18 protein-coding genes and 1 pseudogene are annotated in these 20,740 nt (G+C 34.2%); 7 read left to right on the forward strand and 12 right to left on the reverse strand.

From position 1 onward, the window contains the following. Positions 1-25: 25 nt before the first annotated feature. Complete coding sequence (locus A9G25_RS04500; RefSeq protein ID WP_065625911.1) at positions 26-637, reverse strand: FKBP-type peptidyl-prolyl cis-trans isomerase; 612 nt, start codon at positions 635-637, stop codon at positions 26-28. Positions 638-843: 206 nt separating this feature from the next. Between A9G25_RS04500 and bamE the strand changes: the two genes are divergently transcribed. From bamE to A9G25_RS04535, 7 genes are all read left to right on the forward strand, one after another. Continuing rightward, positions 844-1,260: an outer membrane protein assembly factor BamE gene (gene bamE / locus A9G25_RS04505; RefSeq protein WP_065625912.1), complete on the forward strand. Its 417-nt coding sequence runs from the start codon at positions 844-846 to the stop codon at positions 1,258-1,260. A 460-nt stretch (positions 1,261-1,720) separates the two neighbouring features. Then, positions 1,721-3,358 (forward strand): glutamine hydrolyzing CTP synthase, encoded by a 1,638-nt coding sequence (gene pyrG / locus A9G25_RS04510; RefSeq protein ID WP_065625913.1) that lies wholly within the window; start codon positions 1,721-1,723, stop codon positions 3,356-3,358. A 47-nt stretch (positions 3,359-3,405) separates the two neighbouring features. Then, positions 3,406-4,707: a phosphopyruvate hydratase gene (eno, locus tag A9G25_RS04515; protein ID WP_034909900.1), complete on the forward strand. Its 1,302-nt coding sequence runs from the start codon at positions 3,406-3,408 to the stop codon at positions 4,705-4,707. A gap of 237 nt (positions 4,708-4,944) precedes the next feature. Beyond that, on the forward strand, positions 4,945-5,871 hold the full coding sequence (locus A9G25_RS04520) for a VirK/YbjX family protein (RefSeq protein ID WP_176701073.1): 927 nt from the start codon (positions 4,945-4,947) through the stop codon (positions 5,869-5,871). An 81-nt stretch (positions 5,872-5,952) separates the two neighbouring features. Continuing rightward, positions 5,953-6,867: a lysine exporter LysO family protein gene (locus A9G25_RS04525; protein WP_065625915.1), complete on the forward strand. Its 915-nt coding sequence runs from the start codon at positions 5,953-5,955 to the stop codon at positions 6,865-6,867. A 41-nt stretch (positions 6,868-6,908) separates the two neighbouring features. Beyond that, positions 6,909-7,766, forward strand: coding sequence for a hypothetical protein (locus tag A9G25_RS04530; protein ID WP_065625916.1), 858 nt, complete (start codon positions 6,909-6,911; stop codon positions 7,764-7,766). Positions 7,767-8,630: 864 nt separating this feature from the next. After that, on the forward strand, positions 8,631-10,250 hold the full coding sequence (locus tag A9G25_RS04535) for a hypothetical protein (protein WP_081297145.1): 1,620 nt from the start codon (positions 8,631-8,633) through the stop codon (positions 10,248-10,250). Positions 10,251-10,467: 217 nt separating this feature from the next. Here A9G25_RS04535 and A9G25_RS04540 read toward each other — a convergent pair whose 3' ends face one another. The 11 genes and pseudogenes from A9G25_RS04540 to licT all read right to left on the reverse strand — a co-directional run bounded on the left by A9G25_RS04540 (position 10,468) and on the right by licT (position 20,650). Then, positions 10,468-10,719, reverse strand: a complete 252-nt coding sequence (locus A9G25_RS04540) for a hypothetical protein (RefSeq protein WP_065625918.1) — start codon at positions 10,717-10,719, stop codon at positions 10,468-10,470. A 206-nt stretch (positions 10,720-10,925) separates the two neighbouring features. After that, positions 10,926-11,168: a transposase gene (locus A9G25_RS04545; RefSeq protein WP_081297146.1), complete on the reverse strand. Its 243-nt coding sequence runs from the start codon at positions 11,166-11,168 to the stop codon at positions 10,926-10,928. A 106-nt stretch (positions 11,169-11,274) separates the two neighbouring features. Then, a complete protein-coding gene (locus A9G25_RS04550; RefSeq protein ID WP_065625919.1) occupies positions 11,275-11,733 on the reverse strand; it encodes a DDE-type integrase/transposase/recombinase in 459 nt (152 codons plus the stop codon). Between the two features lie 144 nt (positions 11,734-11,877). Beyond that, positions 11,878-12,084, reverse strand: a pseudogene (locus A9G25_RS04555) (transposase); the annotation flags it as partial. A gap of 367 nt (positions 12,085-12,451) precedes the next feature. Next, positions 12,452-12,991 (reverse strand): methylated-DNA--[protein]-cysteine S-methyltransferase, encoded by a 540-nt coding sequence (locus tag A9G25_RS04560; RefSeq protein WP_065625920.1) that lies wholly within the window; start codon positions 12,989-12,991, stop codon positions 12,452-12,454. 142 nt (positions 12,992-13,133) lie between these two features. Continuing rightward, a complete protein-coding gene (locus A9G25_RS04565; protein ID WP_065626007.1) occupies positions 13,134-13,898 on the reverse strand; it encodes a histidine phosphatase family protein in 765 nt (254 codons plus the stop codon). Positions 13,899-13,911: 13 nt separating this feature from the next. Beyond that, positions 13,912-15,174 (reverse strand): OprD family porin, encoded by a 1,263-nt coding sequence (locus A9G25_RS04570; RefSeq protein WP_141674999.1) that lies wholly within the window; start codon positions 15,172-15,174, stop codon positions 13,912-13,914. 252 nt (positions 15,175-15,426) lie between these two features. Then, positions 15,427-16,239 (reverse strand): histidine phosphatase family protein, encoded by an 813-nt coding sequence (locus A9G25_RS04575; RefSeq protein ID WP_065625922.1) that lies wholly within the window; start codon positions 16,237-16,239, stop codon positions 15,427-15,429. Positions 16,240-16,345: 106 nt separating this feature from the next. Continuing rightward, complete coding sequence (locus A9G25_RS04580; protein ID WP_065625923.1) at positions 16,346-17,737, reverse strand: glycoside hydrolase family 1 protein; 1,392 nt, start codon at positions 17,735-17,737, stop codon at positions 16,346-16,348. Positions 17,738-17,740: 3 nt separating this feature from the next. Continuing rightward, positions 17,741-19,624: a beta-glucoside-specific PTS transporter subunit IIABC gene (locus A9G25_RS04585; protein WP_065625924.1), complete on the reverse strand. Its 1,884-nt coding sequence runs from the start codon at positions 19,622-19,624 to the stop codon at positions 17,741-17,743. 183 nt (positions 19,625-19,807) lie between these two features. After that, positions 19,808-20,650, reverse strand: a complete 843-nt coding sequence (licT, locus tag A9G25_RS04590) for a BglG family transcription antiterminator LicT (protein ID WP_065625925.1) — start codon at positions 20,648-20,650, stop codon at positions 19,808-19,810. Between the last annotated feature and the right edge of the window lie 90 nt (positions 20,651-20,740).

A 20,740-nucleotide genomic window follows, 5' to 3' on the forward strand; every position in this document is an offset into this window, starting at 1 on the left:
GGACGCCAAGTAGCGTCCATCTTGCTTATAAAACTTTTAATAATTCAACATCAAAAATCAGTGAGCTATAAGGTGGAATTGATGCGCCAGCACCTTGAGGGCCATAGGCTAATTCTTGAGGAATATATAAACGCCATTTTGAACCTTCAGGCATAAGTTGTAACGCTTCAACCCAGCCTTTAATCACTCCATTGACTGGAAATTCAGCCGGCTGTCCACGTTCAAAAGAACTATCAAATACGGTTCCATCAATTAGTTGCCCCGTATAATGAACTTGCACATGATCGGTTGCTTTCGGTAAAGCGCCATCACCTTGTTTAATGATTTCATACTGTAAACCAGATTCAGTTGATTTAATGCCATCTTTTTTGATGTTTTCTGCTAGAAAATCTTTACCTGCTTGAGCAATTTTTTCTGCTTGTTTGGCCTTTTCTTTGGTCGCTTGTTCATGCACATGACGTAATGCTTCATGTAACTCTTGCAAAGGTAGTACTGGTTGATTACCAGCTAAAACATCTTCCATTGCTAATTTTAATGCGTTAAGTTCTAAATTATTTAAGCTAGATTCTTTTAGTTGTTGTCCTATTTGCAAACCGATAGCATAACTTGCTTTTTGATCTATTGTTTCTAGTTTCATTTTGTACCTTTGATGTTTAAAAATAGTGTCTATTATGACAGTATTAAGTTGGTTGATATAAGAATAAAAGTCAAGTGATAATTCGTGTTAAGATTTGCTGATAACAGAATCATTATCTACCTGTGGAAGAATTTATTAATTTGGCTAGCACTTATGAAAAATATCAGCGATAATATATATCATTATTTTTTTATGGATAAAGTTAGATGCTGTTTCGTAAGTTTACCTCTTTTACAATTGTAGCGAGTGTTTTATTAACTGGTTGTTCGGTTGTTGATCGTTGGGTATATCGACCCGATATTAACCAAGGTAATTATGTAACACCGGATGCTATTGACCTATTACAAGTTGGTCAAAATAAAGAACAGGTTGTATTTATTATGGGTTCACCAATGCTAACTTCTGTCTTTGGGGATCGTGTTTGGTATTATGTTTTCCGTCAACAACCGCAGCATGGCGCTGTTAGCCAAAGAACTTATGTTGTCTATTTTGATGAAATGGGTATTGTAAAGGATATTAAAACTTCAGAGCTAGCAGGTTCTAAATCATTAGAAGAAATGAATAAACAAGGTATATCAGATCCAATTGATACTAAACCTGATGATGATACTCCTGAATCTTAATTAAAATATAAAATAAAAGCCTCTTTTAAAAATGAGGTTTTTATTTTAGTTTAGTTACGGGCTATTGATTTTTTGTATTAATTATAAGCTTCCTTATACATTTTTAGTTACATCATACAACTGCCAATATGGCCATACTAATATAATTTCTTGCCAATTTATCGTGATGATTGCTATACCTAGATAATGTTTTATCCCATTTGTTGACGAGGATCATTATACTCATCTTAGACATTTAGAATTTGTTACTGCAGATTTACAATAAGATTATTTTAATCATGAGTTGTAAACAACTCGGTATTTTCCTGCAACTTATCAGTTAAAATTAATTATTCAATTGTGGGACAAGGCAGATTCTGTTATACTGCATTCCCGTCTGATTCTTATTTGTTATATTGGTTTTTATGCTTTAAAAATTGATGCAACATTGTTCTTATAAATTAATAATGGTCTGGTATTAATGGTCACGAATTATATTTTTGTTACAGGCGGTGTCGTTTCTTCCCTTGGTAAAGGCATTGCCGCAGCATCACTTGCTGCAATCTTAGAAGCCCGCAATTTAAATGTTACCATGCTCAAACTTGATCCCTATATTAATGTCGATCCGGGCACAATGAGTCCTATTCAACATGGTGAAGTGTTTGTGACTGAAGATGGTGCAGAAACCGATCTTGATTTAGGTCATTATGAGCGTTTTATTCGCACTAAAATGACGCGAAAAAATAACTTCACTACAGGGCGTATTTATTCTGATGTGTTACGAAAAGAGCGCCGTGGTGATTATTTAGGGGCTACGGTTCAAGTTATTCCTCATATCACTAATGCAATTAAATCACGTGTAATTGATGGAGCAAAAGGTTTTGACGTCGCAATTGTTGAAATTGGTGGTACTGTTGGTGATATTGAATCACTTCCGTTTTTAGAAGCGATTCGTCAATTAGCGGTAGATGTTGGACGTGAACACACATTATTTATGCACTTAACCTTAGTACCTTATTTGGCCTCTGCTGGTGAAGTCAAAACCAAACCTACGCAACATTCAGTAAAAGAGTTGCTGTCAATTGGTATTCAACCCGACGTGTTAATTTGCCGTTCCGATCGCATTATTCCTGCTCATGAACGAGCTAAAATTGCACTATTTTGTAACGTGCCTGAGCGTGCAGTGATTTCACTTAAAGATGTCGATTCTATTTATAAAATCCCGGCATTATTAAAATCACAAAACTTAGATACTTTTGTTTGCAAACGTTTCAATCTTGATTGTAAAGAAGCCGATCTTTCTCAATGGGAACAAGTCATTTATGAAGAAGCTAACCCAGTTGGTGAAGTGACTATTGGTATGGTGGGTAAATATATTGCTCTACCGGATGCTTATAAATCAGTGAACGAAGCATTAAAACACGGTGGATTAAAAAATCGTTTAACGGTGAATATTCGTTATATTGATTCAGAAGATCTTGAGTCACGCGGTACTGATTTGCTAGAAGGTTTAGATGCTATCTTAATTCCTGGTGGATTTGGTTATCGTGGTGTTGAAGGCAAAATTATGGCGGCTCGCTATGCACGTGAAAACAAGATCCCGTACTTAGGTATCTGCCTTGGTTTACAAGTGGCTATGATCGAATATGCACGTAATGTTGCAGGCATTAAAGATGCTAACTCAACTGAATTTGTCAAAGATTGTGCAAACCCAATCATTGCTTTAATTACAGAATGGAGTGATGAATCGGGTAATGTAGTACAACGTAATGAAAACAGTGATTTAGGTGGCACAATGCGTTTAGGTTCGCAAATTTGCCATTTAGAGTCAAATTCATTAGTATACGATATGTATAAAAATGAATCGATTACCGAGCGTCATCGACATCGTTATGAAGTAAATAACAATTTATTACCTGAAGTGGTTAAAGCTGGGTTAAAAGTCACCGGTCTTTCAACGGATAGAAAGTTGGTTGAGATTATTGAAATCCCAGATCATCCATGGTTTGTTGCGTGTCAGTTCCATCCAGAATTCACATCAACACCACGAGATGGACATCCACTATTTAGTAGTTTTATAAAAGCTGCCAAAGCTTATCAAGAGCAGCAACAAAAATAGTTTTAAATTAACATTTGTAATATATCTGTCATATAGAGGAAAATAACATGGCAAAAATCGTTAAAGTACATGGTCGTGAAGTGATCGACTCTCGTGGTAATCCAACAGTTGAAGCCGAAGTTCATTTAGAAGGTGGTTTTGTTGGTCTTGCAATCGTGCCATCTGGTGCGTCAACAGGCTCACGTGAAGCGTTAGAACTTCGTGATGGTGACAAATCTCGCTTTTTAGGTAAAGGCGTATTAAAAGCGGTTGAAAACGTAAATGGACCAATCGCTAAAGCCGTTGTTGGTAAAGATGCTTTAGATCAAGCAGCTATCGACCAAATCATGCTTGACTTAGATGGAACTGATTTTAAATCTAATTTAGGTGCTAACTCAATTCTTGCTGTATCTTTAGCTACAGCTAAAGCTGCTGCAGCTGCTAAAGGTGTTCCTCTTTATCAGCACATAGCTGATCTTAACGGCACTCCAGGTCAATATTCAATGCCATTACCAATGATGAACATCATCAACGGTGGTGAGCACGCTGATAACAACATTGATTTACAAGAATTCATGATCCAACCAGTTGGTGCTAAAACAGTTCGTGAAGCAATTCGCATGGGTTCTGAAGTATTCCACAACTTAGCAAAAGTATTACACGCTAAAGGTATGAATACTGCAGTTGGTGATGAAGGCGGTTTTGCACCTAATTTAGGTTCAAATGCTGAAGCATTAGCATGCATTAAAGAAGCAGTAGAAAAAGCAGGTTATGTTTTAGGTAAAGACATAACCTTAGCGATGGACTGTGCAGCTTCTGAATTCTATAACAAAGAAACTGGTAAATATGTATTGAAAGGTGAAGGTAACAAAGAATTCACTGCTCAAGAATTTACTCATTACTTAGAAGGTTTAACTAATGAATATCCAATCGTATCTATCGAAGACGGTTTAGATGAAAGCGATTGGGAAGGTTGGGCTTACCAAACTAAAGCATTAGGTCACAAAATCCAATTAGTGGGTGATGATCTATTTGTAACTAATACTAAAATCTTTAAACAAGGTATTGAAAAAGGTATCGCTAACTCTATCTTAGTTAAAGTAAACCAAATCGGTACATTAACTGAGTCTATCGCTGCGGTTAAAATGGCAAAAGACGCAGGCTATACTGCGGTTATTTCTCACCGTAGTGGTGAAACCGAAGATTCAACAATTGCTGATTTAGCCGTAGGTTTAGCTGCGGGTCAAATTAAAACTGGTTCAATGAGCCGTTCAGACCGTGTTGCTAAATACAACCAATTAATCCGTATTGAAGAAGCATTAGGTTCAAAAGCACCATTCAACGGTTTAAAAGAAGTTAAAGGTCAATAATTCTTTTTTATAAAAGACGTTATTGCTTAAAAAACGGTGACTAGTTCACCGTTTTTTATTTTTATTTAATCTTACATAACCATTGGAACAGTTGCACCAACTCAGGTTGTGTTGTACTCTTATCGTTTGATTTTTTTATGGCTGATTATAAATATCAATGCGTATTGATTTAATCGCCAGTAATTGACAGAATAACTAACACGATTTTAATTTCTACTTATGAATAATATTACGAATATGTCTAGGCCAAAAAGTAAATGGCAACTTTTTAACTGGCTTTATACTGGTAAATTACCATTAAACGAATTATGGCTTAATCCGACTTATCGTTATAAGTTTTTTTTCAGAACCTTATTTTTAAGTCCAATCACTTTGAAATGGCTTGATAAATTAAGGCAGTATCCACTACTTGGCTATTATTTTTCGTGCCAAACAAATTTGCCGTGTAAATTACAGCGTCCTTATTTAGCATCTTGCTTAAGTCAAAAAGCCCGTTATGACGCTTTGGCATATCATTATGATTTTTTAGCTAAACAACCTGACAGCATAAGCAAGGCTTTTTATAATCCACAATTTCCTTTTGTATTGGCGGATGTAACAGTTAAAAATGAACAAAACATTCAAATAGCAGTGCAAGCCCGTAATAAATTTGCAAGAGAGGGCGAAATTAGCTTTTATTTTTATGATAGTGATGGCATCGACTTAGCCACTTTGACGTTTTCAATTGTTGAATATCAAGCCAAACCAACACTGTTTATTGCTGGCTTACAAGGTACAGGACATGATGATGCGCGCACGCGTGTGCAAAAAGCAACTAAAGCGTGCTATGGATTGTTTCCTAAACGTATTGCTGTTGAGGCTGCGTTGACGGTTGCACGTTATTATCAGTTAACGCAAATTGTTGCTGTGGGTAATAAAACCCATATTTATAATAATTGGCGTTATAACAGCCGTCAGGAACGTATTTTGTCTGATTATGATGATTTTTGGTTAACACTTGATAGCAAACAAGATGCCAATGGTTTATTTATATTACCAAGTCAAATTAATCGAAAATCCATTGAAGAAATCGCCAGTAAAAAACGTTCAGAATATCGAAATCGTTACGCTTTATTGGATCAACTTCAACTTAATATTGAGCAAAATTTAGCATCATTGACTTAGTGATTAGCAGTAACATGTTTAAAACATAGGTTTGATCCAATTATTTAAAAATAAAAGTCAGGAATAGTTAAGGAATAAAATATGTATTTTGGTATTCTTATTGCGTTAGTGCCATTGTTTATTGGTTACTTAATTAAGATTAAAAATGATAATTTGATGACCAAAATTAACCAAGCGTTAAGTTGGATGATTTACCTTATTTTATTCATTATGGGATCGGAACTGGCTCATTTAGATAATTTAACCACTAATTTGCGAACTATTTTATGCTACGCCAGTGTTTTGTTTGTTTGTACATTTGGTGGCAATTTTCTGGTTTTGCTTATTTTTGATTACTGTTCTCCTGTTAAAGCTGTTAAAGCAAATCAAACTTATGAATCACGTTTTAAAATGATTTTTGAGTCATTGCGTGTTTGTATTGCATTAATATTGGGGTTTATTTGCGGATTATTTCCTTTATTTATCTGGCAATACGCCGAAATTACCACCCAAGTTGTGTTGGTTTTTTTGTTGTTTTTAGTCGGAATACAATTACGCAGTAATAATATTTCAATCAAACATATTCTACTTAACAAAATAGGCATAACAACAACGCTATTAGTTACGTTAAGCGCTTTTTTAGGTGGAGTTATTGCCTCATTTATTCTAAATTTACCTGCGCGTGTTGGTCTTGCAATGTCGTCGGGGTTTGGTTGGTATTCGTTATCGGGTATTTTAATGACCGAAGCTCATGGCCCAATTATTGGTAGTGCGACGTTTTTAAATGATATTCTGCGTGAATTATGTGCGATTATTTTAATTCCTAGCTTAATTAAACGTCATCAATTAACAACATTAGGACTATGTGGTGCAACATCAATGGACTTCACACTACCAATGCTACAAAAAGGTGGTGGGATAGCCATAGTGCCTGCGGCTATTGCGCAAGGTTTTTTATTGACACTTATAATGCCGATATTTATTACGTTATTTAACTATGGAGGGTTTGGGTTTTAGCTTAAAAAAAGCAAAGCCTACTTAAACGGAGTAAAAAGGTAATGGGAAAGTATAGTTTATTAAAAGGTAAAGTAAGACGTTTAAAAATATTGAAAGTAGATCAAGAAAAGGATCACAATAAAAAAACAGAAGACTGTGGTTTTATTGAGTCAATTTTGGGGCTATTTATTATCGAGATGATCGGTGGATTTATTCTAATAACTGCAGCTATATGTAAGTTTGTTTATGAATTCATGCTTAGTTTATTTACTTTTGGGTTACTACAAACCAAGCTATTGAAAGGCACACCATTTGTTTGTTATATCGGTAATGTCAAAGTCAAAGGTAAGCTAGAAAATGTCGCTTTTAAAAATGGTGATTACGTCGAAATGGTTGTCAAACAAATTGATAAGAACAAATATCAAGCTTATGCCGTCCGCTTTCCTAAATACCATGCTTTATTTTTCCCTAAAGGAGTTGGTCTTTCGACGTTGCAATTGCTGAAGTATTGTATGTTTGGTGTTGGATCGATAATATTATGTACCGATGTTTTTATTTTCATTAGCATATTATTCAATCATGAGTGGGATTCTCCAGAAGTGATAGAAATTACCAAAACAAGCTGTATTGGCTTTGTTGCTTTTGTGTCCTTTTTCTTCTTCGTTTTTGGTGGGAGGTTAACTTTTATTTGTAACCGTATTTATGCCACTTTAGGTTATCCAAAACCATGGTTACACAACAGTTGGTATGAAGAATTCTTGTTTTTCAAAATGAATCGTCGTCGGGATCCTGAGCTATTTGATGATCCTCAAACGCCAGAATTTCAAAAAATTAGAAATAAAGATATACAGCCTTCAGCTAATTATTACTGCCGAACACCTATTATACCAAGTTGGGTAAATATTATGGATGAATCATAATTTATAAATTTGATAAACTAAACCCCTAAGGCATAATATGTATGCAATATCAATGGATAATCCTTACCAAGGGGAAGGTTATAAAAATAGAAGGTATAGGAAAGCATCGGGTTGTTTACACTTTATAATTAAAATAATCTTCTAAAAAACTTATAAGGCGATTTGTTGTAAATCGCTCAAATTTTTGTTTCGATCTTTTAAATTGTTACTATTTGCTGATTATACTCTATCTCCATTAAAGCACTAGTCTTGTATCCGGATCACCCATTCATTTGCTGGCTGCAGGTCTAGTGAAATTTTAATTCATATAATGGTGTGCATACACGCTTGAAGAATTCTTAATCACCAAACGGTATAGAATCCTGAATATTTTTACAAAAATATAATCTAATTTAGGTAAATGCCCATATTGAGCACTCAACTTACAAAAAATTATGCTGTTTATTTCATGTTTTATATACAATGGTAGCCATGTTATTTAGACTCATGAGATCATTTAGTATTATATATGGTTGGATGGCTAACTATAAAATATTTAGTCAAATCAGTGATGTTATTTTCTATGATATATGCGCAATATTGCTTGTTGTTGATAAGGTGTTAGTTTTGTTTTTATGTCTATTGATTACAGTATTTTCTCAAATTACTATAAACAATGTGAGTAATTCCTACAGTTATGAGTTTTTATACGCTTAACAAAACTTTACAAAAAAGTAGATGAAAAATGAAGTTTTTATTCTAAAATAGAGTAGCATAGTTATATACTATTTTATGTTAAAATTACTAAAAACAACATTAACTGTTTATTTTATAACAATAAATTTAAGAAAATAAGTATGAGGAATAATAAAATTATGATAAAATATGGACTTAATCGGGCATCGGGCATCGGGCATCGGGCATCGGGCATCGGGCATCGGGCATCGGGCATCGGGCATCGGGCATCGGGCATCGGGCATCGGGCATCGGGCATCGGGCATCGGGCATTTTGTTAATCGTTTTATTTCACCTTTAATATTACGGCAAAACGTTTTATTTTTACTGTTATCTTCCTGTTTTAAACACTTCCATTGCAAATCTCACTTTGTTGTCAAAATAACAAAACTTATAGCTCACTCAAAACCGAAACTTACTCAAATAATGGGTTTGATCTTATTATCACAATGGACACTCGCTGGCTCGGCTAATGCAATACTAACAGCAACTTCGAGTCAGGTTATTACAGGGAATGCACCGCAAGTGGTGGCGTTATCGAGTGCAGATAAACATGGTTTTACTGTCAACGGTGTTTTTTATAGTGAGGCGAGTGGCAGTATAAAATCTAGTGAAGTGAAAGAATTTGATGGTAATTTAACGCTCAATGATTTTAAAGTGGTGATTTATACTTTAACAAACTTAGATAAAGTTGAAAATTACAGTGATATAGATGGTGATAGTGCCGATCCACAGGAGCCGTTTAAAGTTGAATCGACTAATTATTGGTGGTATGACAATAATGGTGTAAGAATAATAGGTAATGATAAGAAAAAAATTATAGGTTGCGGAAGTGGTTTTTCGATGCCATTAAAATTGATACTTGAAACAAAAGTAAAAGCCTATTCTGAGTATGGCTTTCCAAAAGAAAGCGAGCAATTAACTTTATCTAAAACATATCAAATAGCACCAAAATCAGAACTATGTTATGCCAAACCCAATTCTACTATTGTTCATCCAGAACACCAATGGATTGGAGTTGATTTAAAAACGGAGGCATATTATTCTAATCGACCTGAATATGCTAATCGCCATCCTCTTGTTGGTGGCGGTTATACTCAAGATTATATACCAGACTATGGCTTTAAGGTTAAACCGGTGGTGTCGTCAAAAACATTTCCAGCAACGGGATTTCCTGGGGCTAAATTTCAATTGGTGATGACTGGTGCGCAAACAGATTACCGATATCAATTAATTAACAATCCTGGGGGAGGAGTGTCGGTTGATCAAAATGGATTAGTAAAACTTAATAGCAAACCATCAGGAAATGTTACAGTGAGAGCTACTTTAAAAAGAGATCCCTCAATTGTTCACGATTATACCTTTAATCCAACCGCAATTTGGGGAATACCTCAAAATTTTAGGGGAACGTTTAATGCTGTACAACAACGCTGTGGCGGTTTACAAAATATGATAAGTCTAGCTCAATTAACAAACTCACCACGATATGAAGGTCAAACAGCAGAATTAGGTAGAGATAAGCTGACAATTTCTAATAGTTACACTCGTGCCATAGGAGACTCTATTTTGGGTGAATGGGGGTGGACCACTAAATCTTCTTACCCTGATTCAGAATGGCAAGAATTTAATCCTGATTATTTTATGTCTAGATATTGGACTATAAATGTCCGTGAACATGGGATATATTATATTGTGCATAACCATGATGGGTTTATTGGTTTCTTTTTAGCTGAAGATCCTGATTTAGGATATGCAATTTGTAAAGGATAATTCATAGTTTGATGCTGATAATGATCAGCATCAAACTATGAATTATATCGAGAAGAGTTGTGTTTTTATGGCGTGAATAAATAGCAGTATTAATCCAATGCGGTAAAAATTTGGCAAAATAGTTAGTAAAAAGCTTTTATATTGTAAATAATTTAACTAAATTATGATACTAAATAACGATTATATAAGACTATTGCTAGCTAAAGCCACATCATAATCATTCATCATCTACAATGGCATCAATGAATTTATCTTTGTACCATACCATATTTTTATACAATATATTATCTTCACCAATCACATGCGGATTTTCTCGATTAATATTATTTCGGTTTAACAAACAAGCGTTATATTCATCTTCATTACATTTTCTGTGCTTTTGAGTATCAATGTTTTTAAACTGACAGCTATTTTTTATATTGATATATTTGTATTTTTGATAATGATAAATACTTTGTATTGTTATCAAGACTCTTTGCTGTTTTTCATTATAATCATAACAATTTTTTTTACCTGTGGCCGATTTATCTTTCTGATCATCGCCAAAATATTAGACAGTGCCCACCTTGTTTGCTCTTTTTAACCAAGCATAATAACCCGATGAACTGACACCAAGTAATGAGCATATCCTAGTAACGGGATAGCAGGTTAAATGATTTTTCATATAAGCGTACTTCACCGACTTGGATTGTTGATGAAGTACACATGCGCCTTTTTTAGTATATCATTGGCCATTTTCAGTTCTTTAATCTCTTTTTCTAACGCCATAATCCGTTGTTGCTCAGCTGTTAACTCTCGACGGCTGGTTTTATTCGGGGAAAGTTGCCTAATCCATTTATCTAGGGTTGATTTACTCACGCCTAGATGGTTGGCAAGTTCGCTGATAGAAAAGTGTGCATTAGATAACGCATAATCCACTGATTGTTATTTGAATTCGATACTAAATTTTTTGACCATGATATTTGTCTCCTATGATTTTTGTTTATATTATAGAGGCGACTTTTGTCCACTTTTTTGGCGAGGATCAATAATCAATGGCTATATCATGGGATTTAGCCCAGTTTATAAAGGTTTTTCCTGTAAATTCTGACCCATTATCGACCCGTATTTTTAATGGATACCCATGATATTCGGCCAGTTTATCTAAGTAACGGGTAATTCTCTCTGCCGGTAAGCTTACTGCAATATCAATACCTAACGCCTCACAATTAAAGTCATCGATGACATTGAATGTCCTTTGATTACGGCTACTGTCACTCATAAAATCCATTGACCAACATTCACCTTGTTTATTAGGCACCAATGACTTTTCTGGGCATCGTGGAGGAATGCGTTTTTTACGCTTTACTCTGAGATTAAGCTTTAATTCACAATACACCCGATAAACACGCTTATGGTTCCATTGATAGCCGAGTTTTTTGATACGATTAAAGCATTTAGGAAAGCCCCAGCGTAAATGCCGGTCTGTGATAGCATTCAACACCAAATAATCACCGAATCATCCTGTTACTTAGGTTGATAATCGTAAGCACAACGGCTTAAGCCAACGATAGCGCAGCTCATAGCAATAGTAACAGAATGATTTTGTTGTAGTTGCTGTGCCACGTTTTACGTGCCTTTGTGGGCACTAAAGCTTTTTTATGATTTCTTCCTGAAGCTGGGATTTTAAGCTCAGTTCGGCAAACATCTGCTTAAGCTTGCGATTTTCAGCCTCCAGCTCTTTTAAGCGTTTGATATCCGAAATTTCCATACCACCGTATTTTTCCCGCCATTTATAGAAAGTTGAATTACCCATGCCATATTTACGGCACAGTTCCTTGACAGGAATACCAGCTTCAGCTTCTTTTTAAATAACTACGATTTGATGTTCAGTCATTTTTTTCATAATTAAATCCCCTTTTCTTTTATCATAGAGAATTTTCTACTTTTTTGCTGTACTATTTTAGGGGATAGTTACAGCATGATTATGATAATTGATTTAATGCTTTTTTAAGTCTGCAATAATACATTCTTCGAAAAATCTGATTTAGTAATAGCGTTAATTGATTTTAGTCTTTTGTTATCAAAAGAAAACTATTAAATAAAGAGGATCTGTTGCATAGTGGATTATAAATCTGTAACAAAAATCATAATGCCAATATACCTTAATAAAAATTTGATTGTGTTCTTAAAATATTGGCAACAGTTTTTCTATTTGTAAATTAAAGTGCAGTCCCTTTGGTTGGAATAAAGAATTGATCTGTGTTAATACCTTCTAAAGTTAATAATTTTATTTTTTTATCTATTCCACCAGCATAACCAGTTAAATTACCGTTTGCGCCGATAACTCGGTGGCAAGGAATAATGATTGATATGGGATTATGACCAACAGCCCCGCCTACGGCTTGGCTAGACATGCTTGCTTTGTTTGCTTTAAGGGCGATCTGTTTTGCGATATCGCCATAAGTAATAACCTGGCCATAGGGGATTTTACATAAAATTTCCCATACTAAATGCCGAAAAGGCGTGCCGATTGGGGCAAGTTCTAATTGGTATGGATTCGGTCTTTTTCCTGAAAAATAATCGTCAAGCCATTTTTTTGTTGAGTTAAAAATGGGTAAATTAGATTTTTCTTCTGTTTGTGTGTTGAGTATATGACCAAAATATTTTTCACCTTCAATCCAAACCCCAACTAATTTATTTTGTTGACTGGCTAGGGTTATTAGTCCCACTGGTGATGAATAATTGCATAAATAAAACATATTGGCCTTTTAGTAATATTTAATAAATACACTATTAAATTATGCTTGTTTATGGCGATAAATACTACAAATTTATCGAGTAATATAATGAGCTAATAGTAAATGTGGAATATGGCCCACTGGTGAGCCATACATTTTGAAGTTATTTTGCTTGATTTTTACCTTTTTCGACGTAGCTCATATCTCCAAGGCTTTCAACAATAAATTTACCATCTTCGGTGTAACGAATTTTAGTGACACTTGCGTTACCTAATCCAGCTGTAATTGGTTTATCTTGCCACTCTTGAACCATAGACATAATTGCTAAACCGTGAGATACCACAAGCACGTTGCCACCGCCTTGTGCTTTGGCTGATTCAGCAATGGCTTTTAATGATGCTTGCATACGATTTTTTACTTTATTGTAGTCTTCGGCTTCGCCTGATTTCTCAACTGCGGCGATTGCATCCATCATTGTTTTTAGGGTAACCTTGCCTTGAGCCATATCTGCCATTAGCTCTTTATCTGACGCATAACCTAAATGCTGTGCAGCTGGTGTCCACATGTTTGGATCAAAATCTCCTTCATAATCGCCAAAACACTGTTCACGCAAGCCTTCCATTTCATTAATTTGAATTTTATCGCCTTTAGTTTCTAAAACAATGCGAGCAGTTTGTCGTGCTCTACCTAAATCACTTGAATAGACTGAAATAAATTTGACACCTTTCAATCCTCGTCCTAGTTGTTCTGCCACCTCGACACCTGGTTTTGTCAGCGGTGTATCAGACCATCCTTGGGCACGGTGTACGTTATTAAACATAGTTTTACCATGGCGAGTGACATAGAGATAAACATCATCAGCAAAAGCTTGTGATAAGGTTGTTATTGAAATAATTAATGTACTAATTAATATAATAAATTTTTTCATTGTTTTATCCTCTTTATAATAAATTAAATCGGTAATCAATTACCGTTTCCGCCGAAAGTGAAGGTGAACGTTGGTATTTTCCATGTCTAAGTTTAGGTGTAAGGTCTGAAGCACTGACTGTTTTATAAGACCAACCATATCCAACCTTCGATAAAATAGAAAAATTTTTAAAAGCGCCACTAGTTGGTTTCCATATATCAAAAATGTTAATTTCACCATTTTTTAATGTATTATGTTTGTAGTTAAATTGTCCATAATTCATGTATAGACCAGTGCTATTATCTTTAACAAAATCATAACTCATTACTGTTGTTAGTACCAGTTCACCATCGCGTAAATAATCAGAGCCAGCAGCGGCAAGACCATTAAAACGAGCACGAGTATTTTTACCTAAATGTCGATTATAATATCCGATAGCGTTATGTTTATTAGCATCTGTATAAGCTAAACCGACTTTAATACTCCAGTCTTCTTCTTTCCATTCAACATCGGTTGCATAGTGCCATGCGTGATCTTCAAACTCCTTTTTGTTTTGTTTCATGGCATCATAATTGTCAAGAGCATAACTTCCGTAGAATTGTCCACCTAAGATTAATTTTTGTATTGGTTTATAAGACAATTCAATTACATGGCGTCTTAAATAATTTTTAGCAATACCATAAGAATAATCTACAGTGAGATCTTTATCTTTATAAGCGATTTCAGCTGTTGAAATACTATTAATGACTTTTTTACGATCTGCCGTTAAAAAACGCAATTTTTTAGCGGATTCGCGGGGTAGGGTGCTATCAATATAAGCTAATGAAAAATAAACGTTATCATATTTTAGAATTCCGCTATAACCAAGATAACTATTGCGAGTAAGATGTTTGGTTGAACTTATGACGCCTAAATCTTTCAAGCTATGCCATCCAGCTTTACCATTAAAATTAATACCATCATTACCTAATTTTATTTTGGCATAACGTTGGGTAAATTTATTAAATCCGTGAGCGTTATGTTTTTTATAGCCTTTTCCATCGTTATAAAGTAGGTTACGGGTCGCAAAGTAATCACTAGCACCTAATCTTATTATGTTATCATAGGTGACATCAAAACCAATCGTATCAAATAAATAACCTGATTTATAATCAAAGCTAAATGCTTGCCCCCAAGCGCTGTGTACCTCTTTAGGTTGGGATGCACTTTCTTTTAAATATTTCCAATAATTACGGGTAGAAAATTCAAACTTAGAGTCTTTAGAGAATAGATTATCTAGAACTGAATTATTTGTCATTTCATTTGCCAGTGTCGAAGAACTCGATATCCCTAGTAATATCATTGTGAGATATTTAATTTCCATTGTTGTTTCTCCTAAACTTTATTTTTATTAAAAAAAAACCTAAATACCAAATTAGAGAACAATTCTCTAACTCGTATTTAGGTTTTGCCTGCCCAAAGCAGTAACAATCCAATAGTACTAAAATTAAATTTTTAATTAGTTAATACAATTATGAGTAAATTAATAATTACTCCATTAGTTTCATTTTTATTCTTTTAGTGCTGCTCTACCTTTATTTACATATTCCATATTACCAATTTCGCTTATGGTATATTGGCCATTTTTATAAATAATTTTGACAACAGCTGCATTTGATAACGGTTTGTTTTTATCTTTATTGTCAGTTAAATCAGAAATCATCGCCTGCATTGACATTCCTGAAGAAATAGCAAGGATATTTTTTTCATGACTATTTTGAGCATTTTGGACTATGGTTTTTAAAGCGGTTTGTGTTCTTGCTTTTACTTGTTGGTAATTTTCGGCTTGATGTTTTGGATCTGTTTTAGCAATTGAATTTATCATTATATCTATAGGCAAATTACCGGCTTGATAATTTTTATAAAAAGCATCAATAGAGTTATATCCAGCTAGTTTCATACTGGCATATACCATTTTGGTATTTGGTCCACCTTCAAAACCACCAAAAAATACTTCACGTAACCCTTTAAGTTCGCAAATTTTATAATCTTTAACCCCTTTTTGCTTAAGGAGCTCTTGCATTGTTTCTCGTTGTCGTCCAGCATCGCTGGTATAATAAGCATCAAACTGAATATCCTTAAATCCTTCACCAAGATAGTGCGCAAGTTCAATTCCCTGTTCTGTGAGCGGTGAATCAGCCCACCCTTGAACTAAATCATAGGTATTAAATAAGGTTTTACCATGACGAGCAAAATAGATTGTGATATCACCGTCAGTATTATTATTTGTTGTTTTAGATGAATGTTGGGTGCAACTGGCTAGTAGGGTTGTAGTAATAATTAACGTACTAGTTAATAATGTTTTTCTTAGTATTTTTTTCATGCTATTCCCCTTTGAATGGATAACGGTTACTTTTAGATATATTTATTTTGTAAATTATTTTTTGAATAATAGGGGATTAGTTACAATAATCCCATAAATTATCTGACTATTTTAAACTTTCACCTCTAGATGAGATCACTGATTGATACCAATAAAAGCTTTTCTTTTTATAACGATTTAATGTGCCTGTGCCATCTTGATTTAGATCTACATAAATAAATCCATAGCGTTTAGTGACCTCGGCTTTAGATGCGCTGATAAGATCTATTGGTCCCCAACAGGTGTATCCAATGACTTCAACACCATCATTAATGGCTTCTCGGATTTGTACTAAATGATCATTCATATAATTAATCCGATAATCATCGTTGATTGTATTGTCTGCTTCTAATTTATCTTTAGCACCTAAGCCATTTTCGACAATAAATAACGGTTTTTGATAACGCTCATAAAGTAAATTAAGAAGATAACGAATTCCAATTGGATCGATCTGCCATCCCCATTCGGATGCTTTAAGATAAGGGTTAGGTACCATATCTAAAATATTACCTTTGGTTTTTTGTGACTCATCATCTGTTGCACAGCAACTCATGTAATAACTAAATGAAACAAAATCGACTGTTTCTTTTAGATCTTGTTTATCTTGTTCAGTAATATCAAGCTTAATATGATGTTCTTTAAAGAAGCGATTCATATAGGTAGGGTAATAACCACGCACCTGAACATCCCCAAAAAATAACCAACCATGATTTTCTTGATGAGTTTCCCAAACATCTTCAGGTTTTGGCGTAAGAGGGTAAGCCACAGCGCCTAATAACATGTTACCAATTTTTGCATCTGGAATGATTTGATGACAGAGTTTAACTGCTCGACCACTGGCAACTAATTGATGATGGATTGCTTGGTAGATTTGCTGTTTGGTGCTGTTTCTGTCCAAACCAACACCAGTGAAAGGTTCATGTAATGACATGTTGATTTCATTGAAGGTAAGCCAATATTTAACCTTATTTTTATAGCGTTCAAACACAGTTTTAGCGTAACGAGTGAAAAATTCAATGACTTTACGATTTCCCCATCCACCATATTGAGTAACAAGATAATAGGGCATTTCATAATGTGATAAAGTGACTAGCGGTTTTATGTTGTGTTTTGCCATTTCATCAAATAATTTGTCATAAAAGGCCAAACCGGCTTCATTTGGTTGTTCTTCGTCGCCATTAGGAAATATGCGTGTCCAAGCAATTGATGTGCGTAGACAAGTGAAACCCATTTCAGCAAATAGAGCAATATCTTCAGGATAGCGATGATAAAAATCGATAGCGTTGTCTTTAATACTAGCAATATCAGTTTCATTGCGATTGATTATGTCACCAAATAAACCATTTGGCGTACAATCTGATGTAGATAAACCTTTACCACCTTCACGGTAAGCCCCTTCAACTTGGTTAGCGGCAATGGCACCGCCCCAAAGAAAATCATTAGGAAATTTTGTTGACATGTTTTACTCCTTATTTTGGGATAACGCTAATAAAGCCTCTCCGCTTTGAATATTATCTTGTTCAAAGATACATTGTATATCTTGATAACTATCACTATTAGTGATGATAATTGGCGTGGTAACTTCAAAACCAGCTTGTTTAATTGCCTCTATATCAAAACTGATTAGCAAATCACCTTTTTTTACTTTGTTACCAGCTTCTACGTGGGCCTCAAAATGTTGACCATCTAATTTAACGGTATCAATACCGATATGAATTAATATTTCAGCTCCAGATTCGGTTTGAAAGCCAATTGCGTGTTTGGTTCGAAATAATGACACAACTTCACCATTATCAGGTGCAACAGCTTTACCAACAGTTGGAATGATTGCAATACCTTTACCCATTAATTCACTGGCAAATGTAGTATCTTTTACCTCACTTAATGGAATGACCTTACCTGACATTGGGCTGTAGATCGTGGTTTTATTTTCAGTTTCCATATTGTTATTAGAAGATGAATTATCAATTTCATCTATTTGAGATTTATCTTTAGGCATACCAAAAAAATAAGTTACTAGTGTAGCAATGGTAAATGAGAGAATTGAAGCAATTACCACTGCATAAAACCTTGAATCTATTCCTTCTGGTGGGATTAATTGTAAGAATGCAAATATACTAATAAAACCAAATGAATAAGTGACAGTATGATAATAACCAATAATAGCACCCCCAATAGAGGCGGATAAACAACCAATTATAAATGGTCTTTTTAAAGGTAAGTTCACACCATAGATTGCGGGTTCAGTCACGCCGAAAATTCCAGATAGTACAGATGAACTTGCTAATCCTTTAAGTTGTTTATCTTTAGAACGTAACATTACCGCTAATGCCGCACCTGTTTGGGCAAAGACAGCAGGAAATAGGATTGGTAACATGAAATCTTCTTGATAAAGTGCTAAGTTATTCATTGAAAATGGTACTAATCCCCAATGAACTCCAAAGATTACCATGATTTGCCAAGCAGCAGCTAAAATCATTGAAGCAATAACAGAATTTAATTGATAGATGAAGATAATTCCAGAAGCAATAATGTCACTTAACATTGACACAACGGGACCAATAACCGCAAAAGTTAACGGCACCGTAACTAATATGCTGAGTAATGGCGAGATAAATTTTTTAAATGAATCATGCAATATTTTATTAAAATTTTTTTCAAATATTGAATAGCTCCAACTTGCTAAAATAATTGGAAATACCGATGATGCATAAGGGATCAGGCTAATTGGAATTGAAAAAAATTCGGTTTGTAATTCTAATGCGCCTCCCATCATACCGACAATATTAGGATGAACTAGTGCACCACCAATTGCCATACCCACATAGGGGTTACCACCAAATTTTTTAACAGCAGAAAATCCTAAAATAATAGGTAGGTAATAAAAAGGTGCATCAGCAATGGCAAATAGGAAATTATAAGTAGGTGTTTCAGGAACAATGACATTGATTACTTGTAACAACGAGATTAGACCTTTTAAAATCCCGCCAGCAACAAGTATAGCAAGTGCTGGAATAAAAATTCCCGAGACTAGATCAATCAATTTAGAGAAAATCCCCGATTTTTTGCTTGATTGCGAGGCTGGTTGGTTATTTTCATTAAGATTTGTCAGTTGCATAATGTCACTATATACATCGGCAACATTATTACCAATAACAACTTGAAATTGTCCTCCACTTTGTACAACTGTAATCACACCGACTAGCTTTTTTAATGTTTCTGCATTGGCTTTGTTATCATTCTTCAATACAAATCTTAAACGAGTAGCACAATGTACTAAACTGATAATATTGTCCTTACCCCCAACATGTTGGATAATTGATTCGGCAAGCTGTTTGTTTTTCATACCTTATCCTTTTTAATGCAAAAAAAAACCTAAATCCCTTTAATTTAAGGAATTTAGGTTTTGCTTGCATAGCTAACTGCTTTACTATGCAATAACAATCCAAAAATGATTTAATAAAGTTAGCATGATTTAAGAATAATGAATATAGTTTGTTTAAATATAATGATTAAAGTGTGATTTATATCACATTATTGATTTTTCAGTTCGTAATCGTTCAATATGAATAGTTAAATAGAGACTTTCGTCATCAGAAAGTGGATGTTGATATTGTTGTATTAAATGTAAATCTATTTGTTTAGTACAAATATAGGCTAGTTCGTATTTTTGTTGTACTAATTCATACAAAGAATTATCTTGTTGTGTTTGCTTGCTGTGGCTTAAAATACGGTGAGCAAAAAATTTTAAATGAGTAACAAAACGTTGATAAGATAGGCAATTTTCGTCATATTCAAAGTTAAAGTGATATTTTACTATATTAAGAATTTCGCGCATGATTTTAGTCATATTAACAATATTGGGCATTGTGTCATTTAATTGCGCATTGATAATATGAAAAGTAATAAAACCAGCTTCGTCTTCAGGTAATTCAACAGATAATCGTTCTTTTATTATTGATAAGGCATACAAACCGATTTGAAACTCTTTAGGGTAAAACTTTTTGATTTCCCATAGAAATCCATTAGGAATATCAAACCCTTGCTGGTGGCGCTCAATAGCAAAATGGATATGGTCGGTCAGCGAAATATAAATGCTGTCTTGTAATATGCCATCTATGCATTGTTTTGCATGATTAATAATAATTTCAGATGTGGCTAACACTTCAAAAGGAATCTTTGAAAGCAATTCTTCAAATTTAGGGTATGTTTCTTTATTATCGAGTGAAAACTGCTTTTCTATGAGACTTGTATCAATTAAGTCACCTTCACGTTTTTTAAATCCAATTCCACGACCAGTAACAATTAATTCATTACCTTTAGTATCAAGTGTAACAATAACATTGTTGTTTAATATTTTATAAACTTTCATTGGGTATGATTAATTATATATGTTTATTTATTATGAATAGCCATAAAAAAATCGGAAGCAAAAATATAAAGAAATGTGATAAATATCATA

The organism is Gilliamella sp. Bif1-4 (assembly GCF_001690535.1).
Lineage (GTDB): Bacteria > Pseudomonadota > Gammaproteobacteria > Enterobacterales > Orbaceae > Gilliamella > Gilliamella bombi.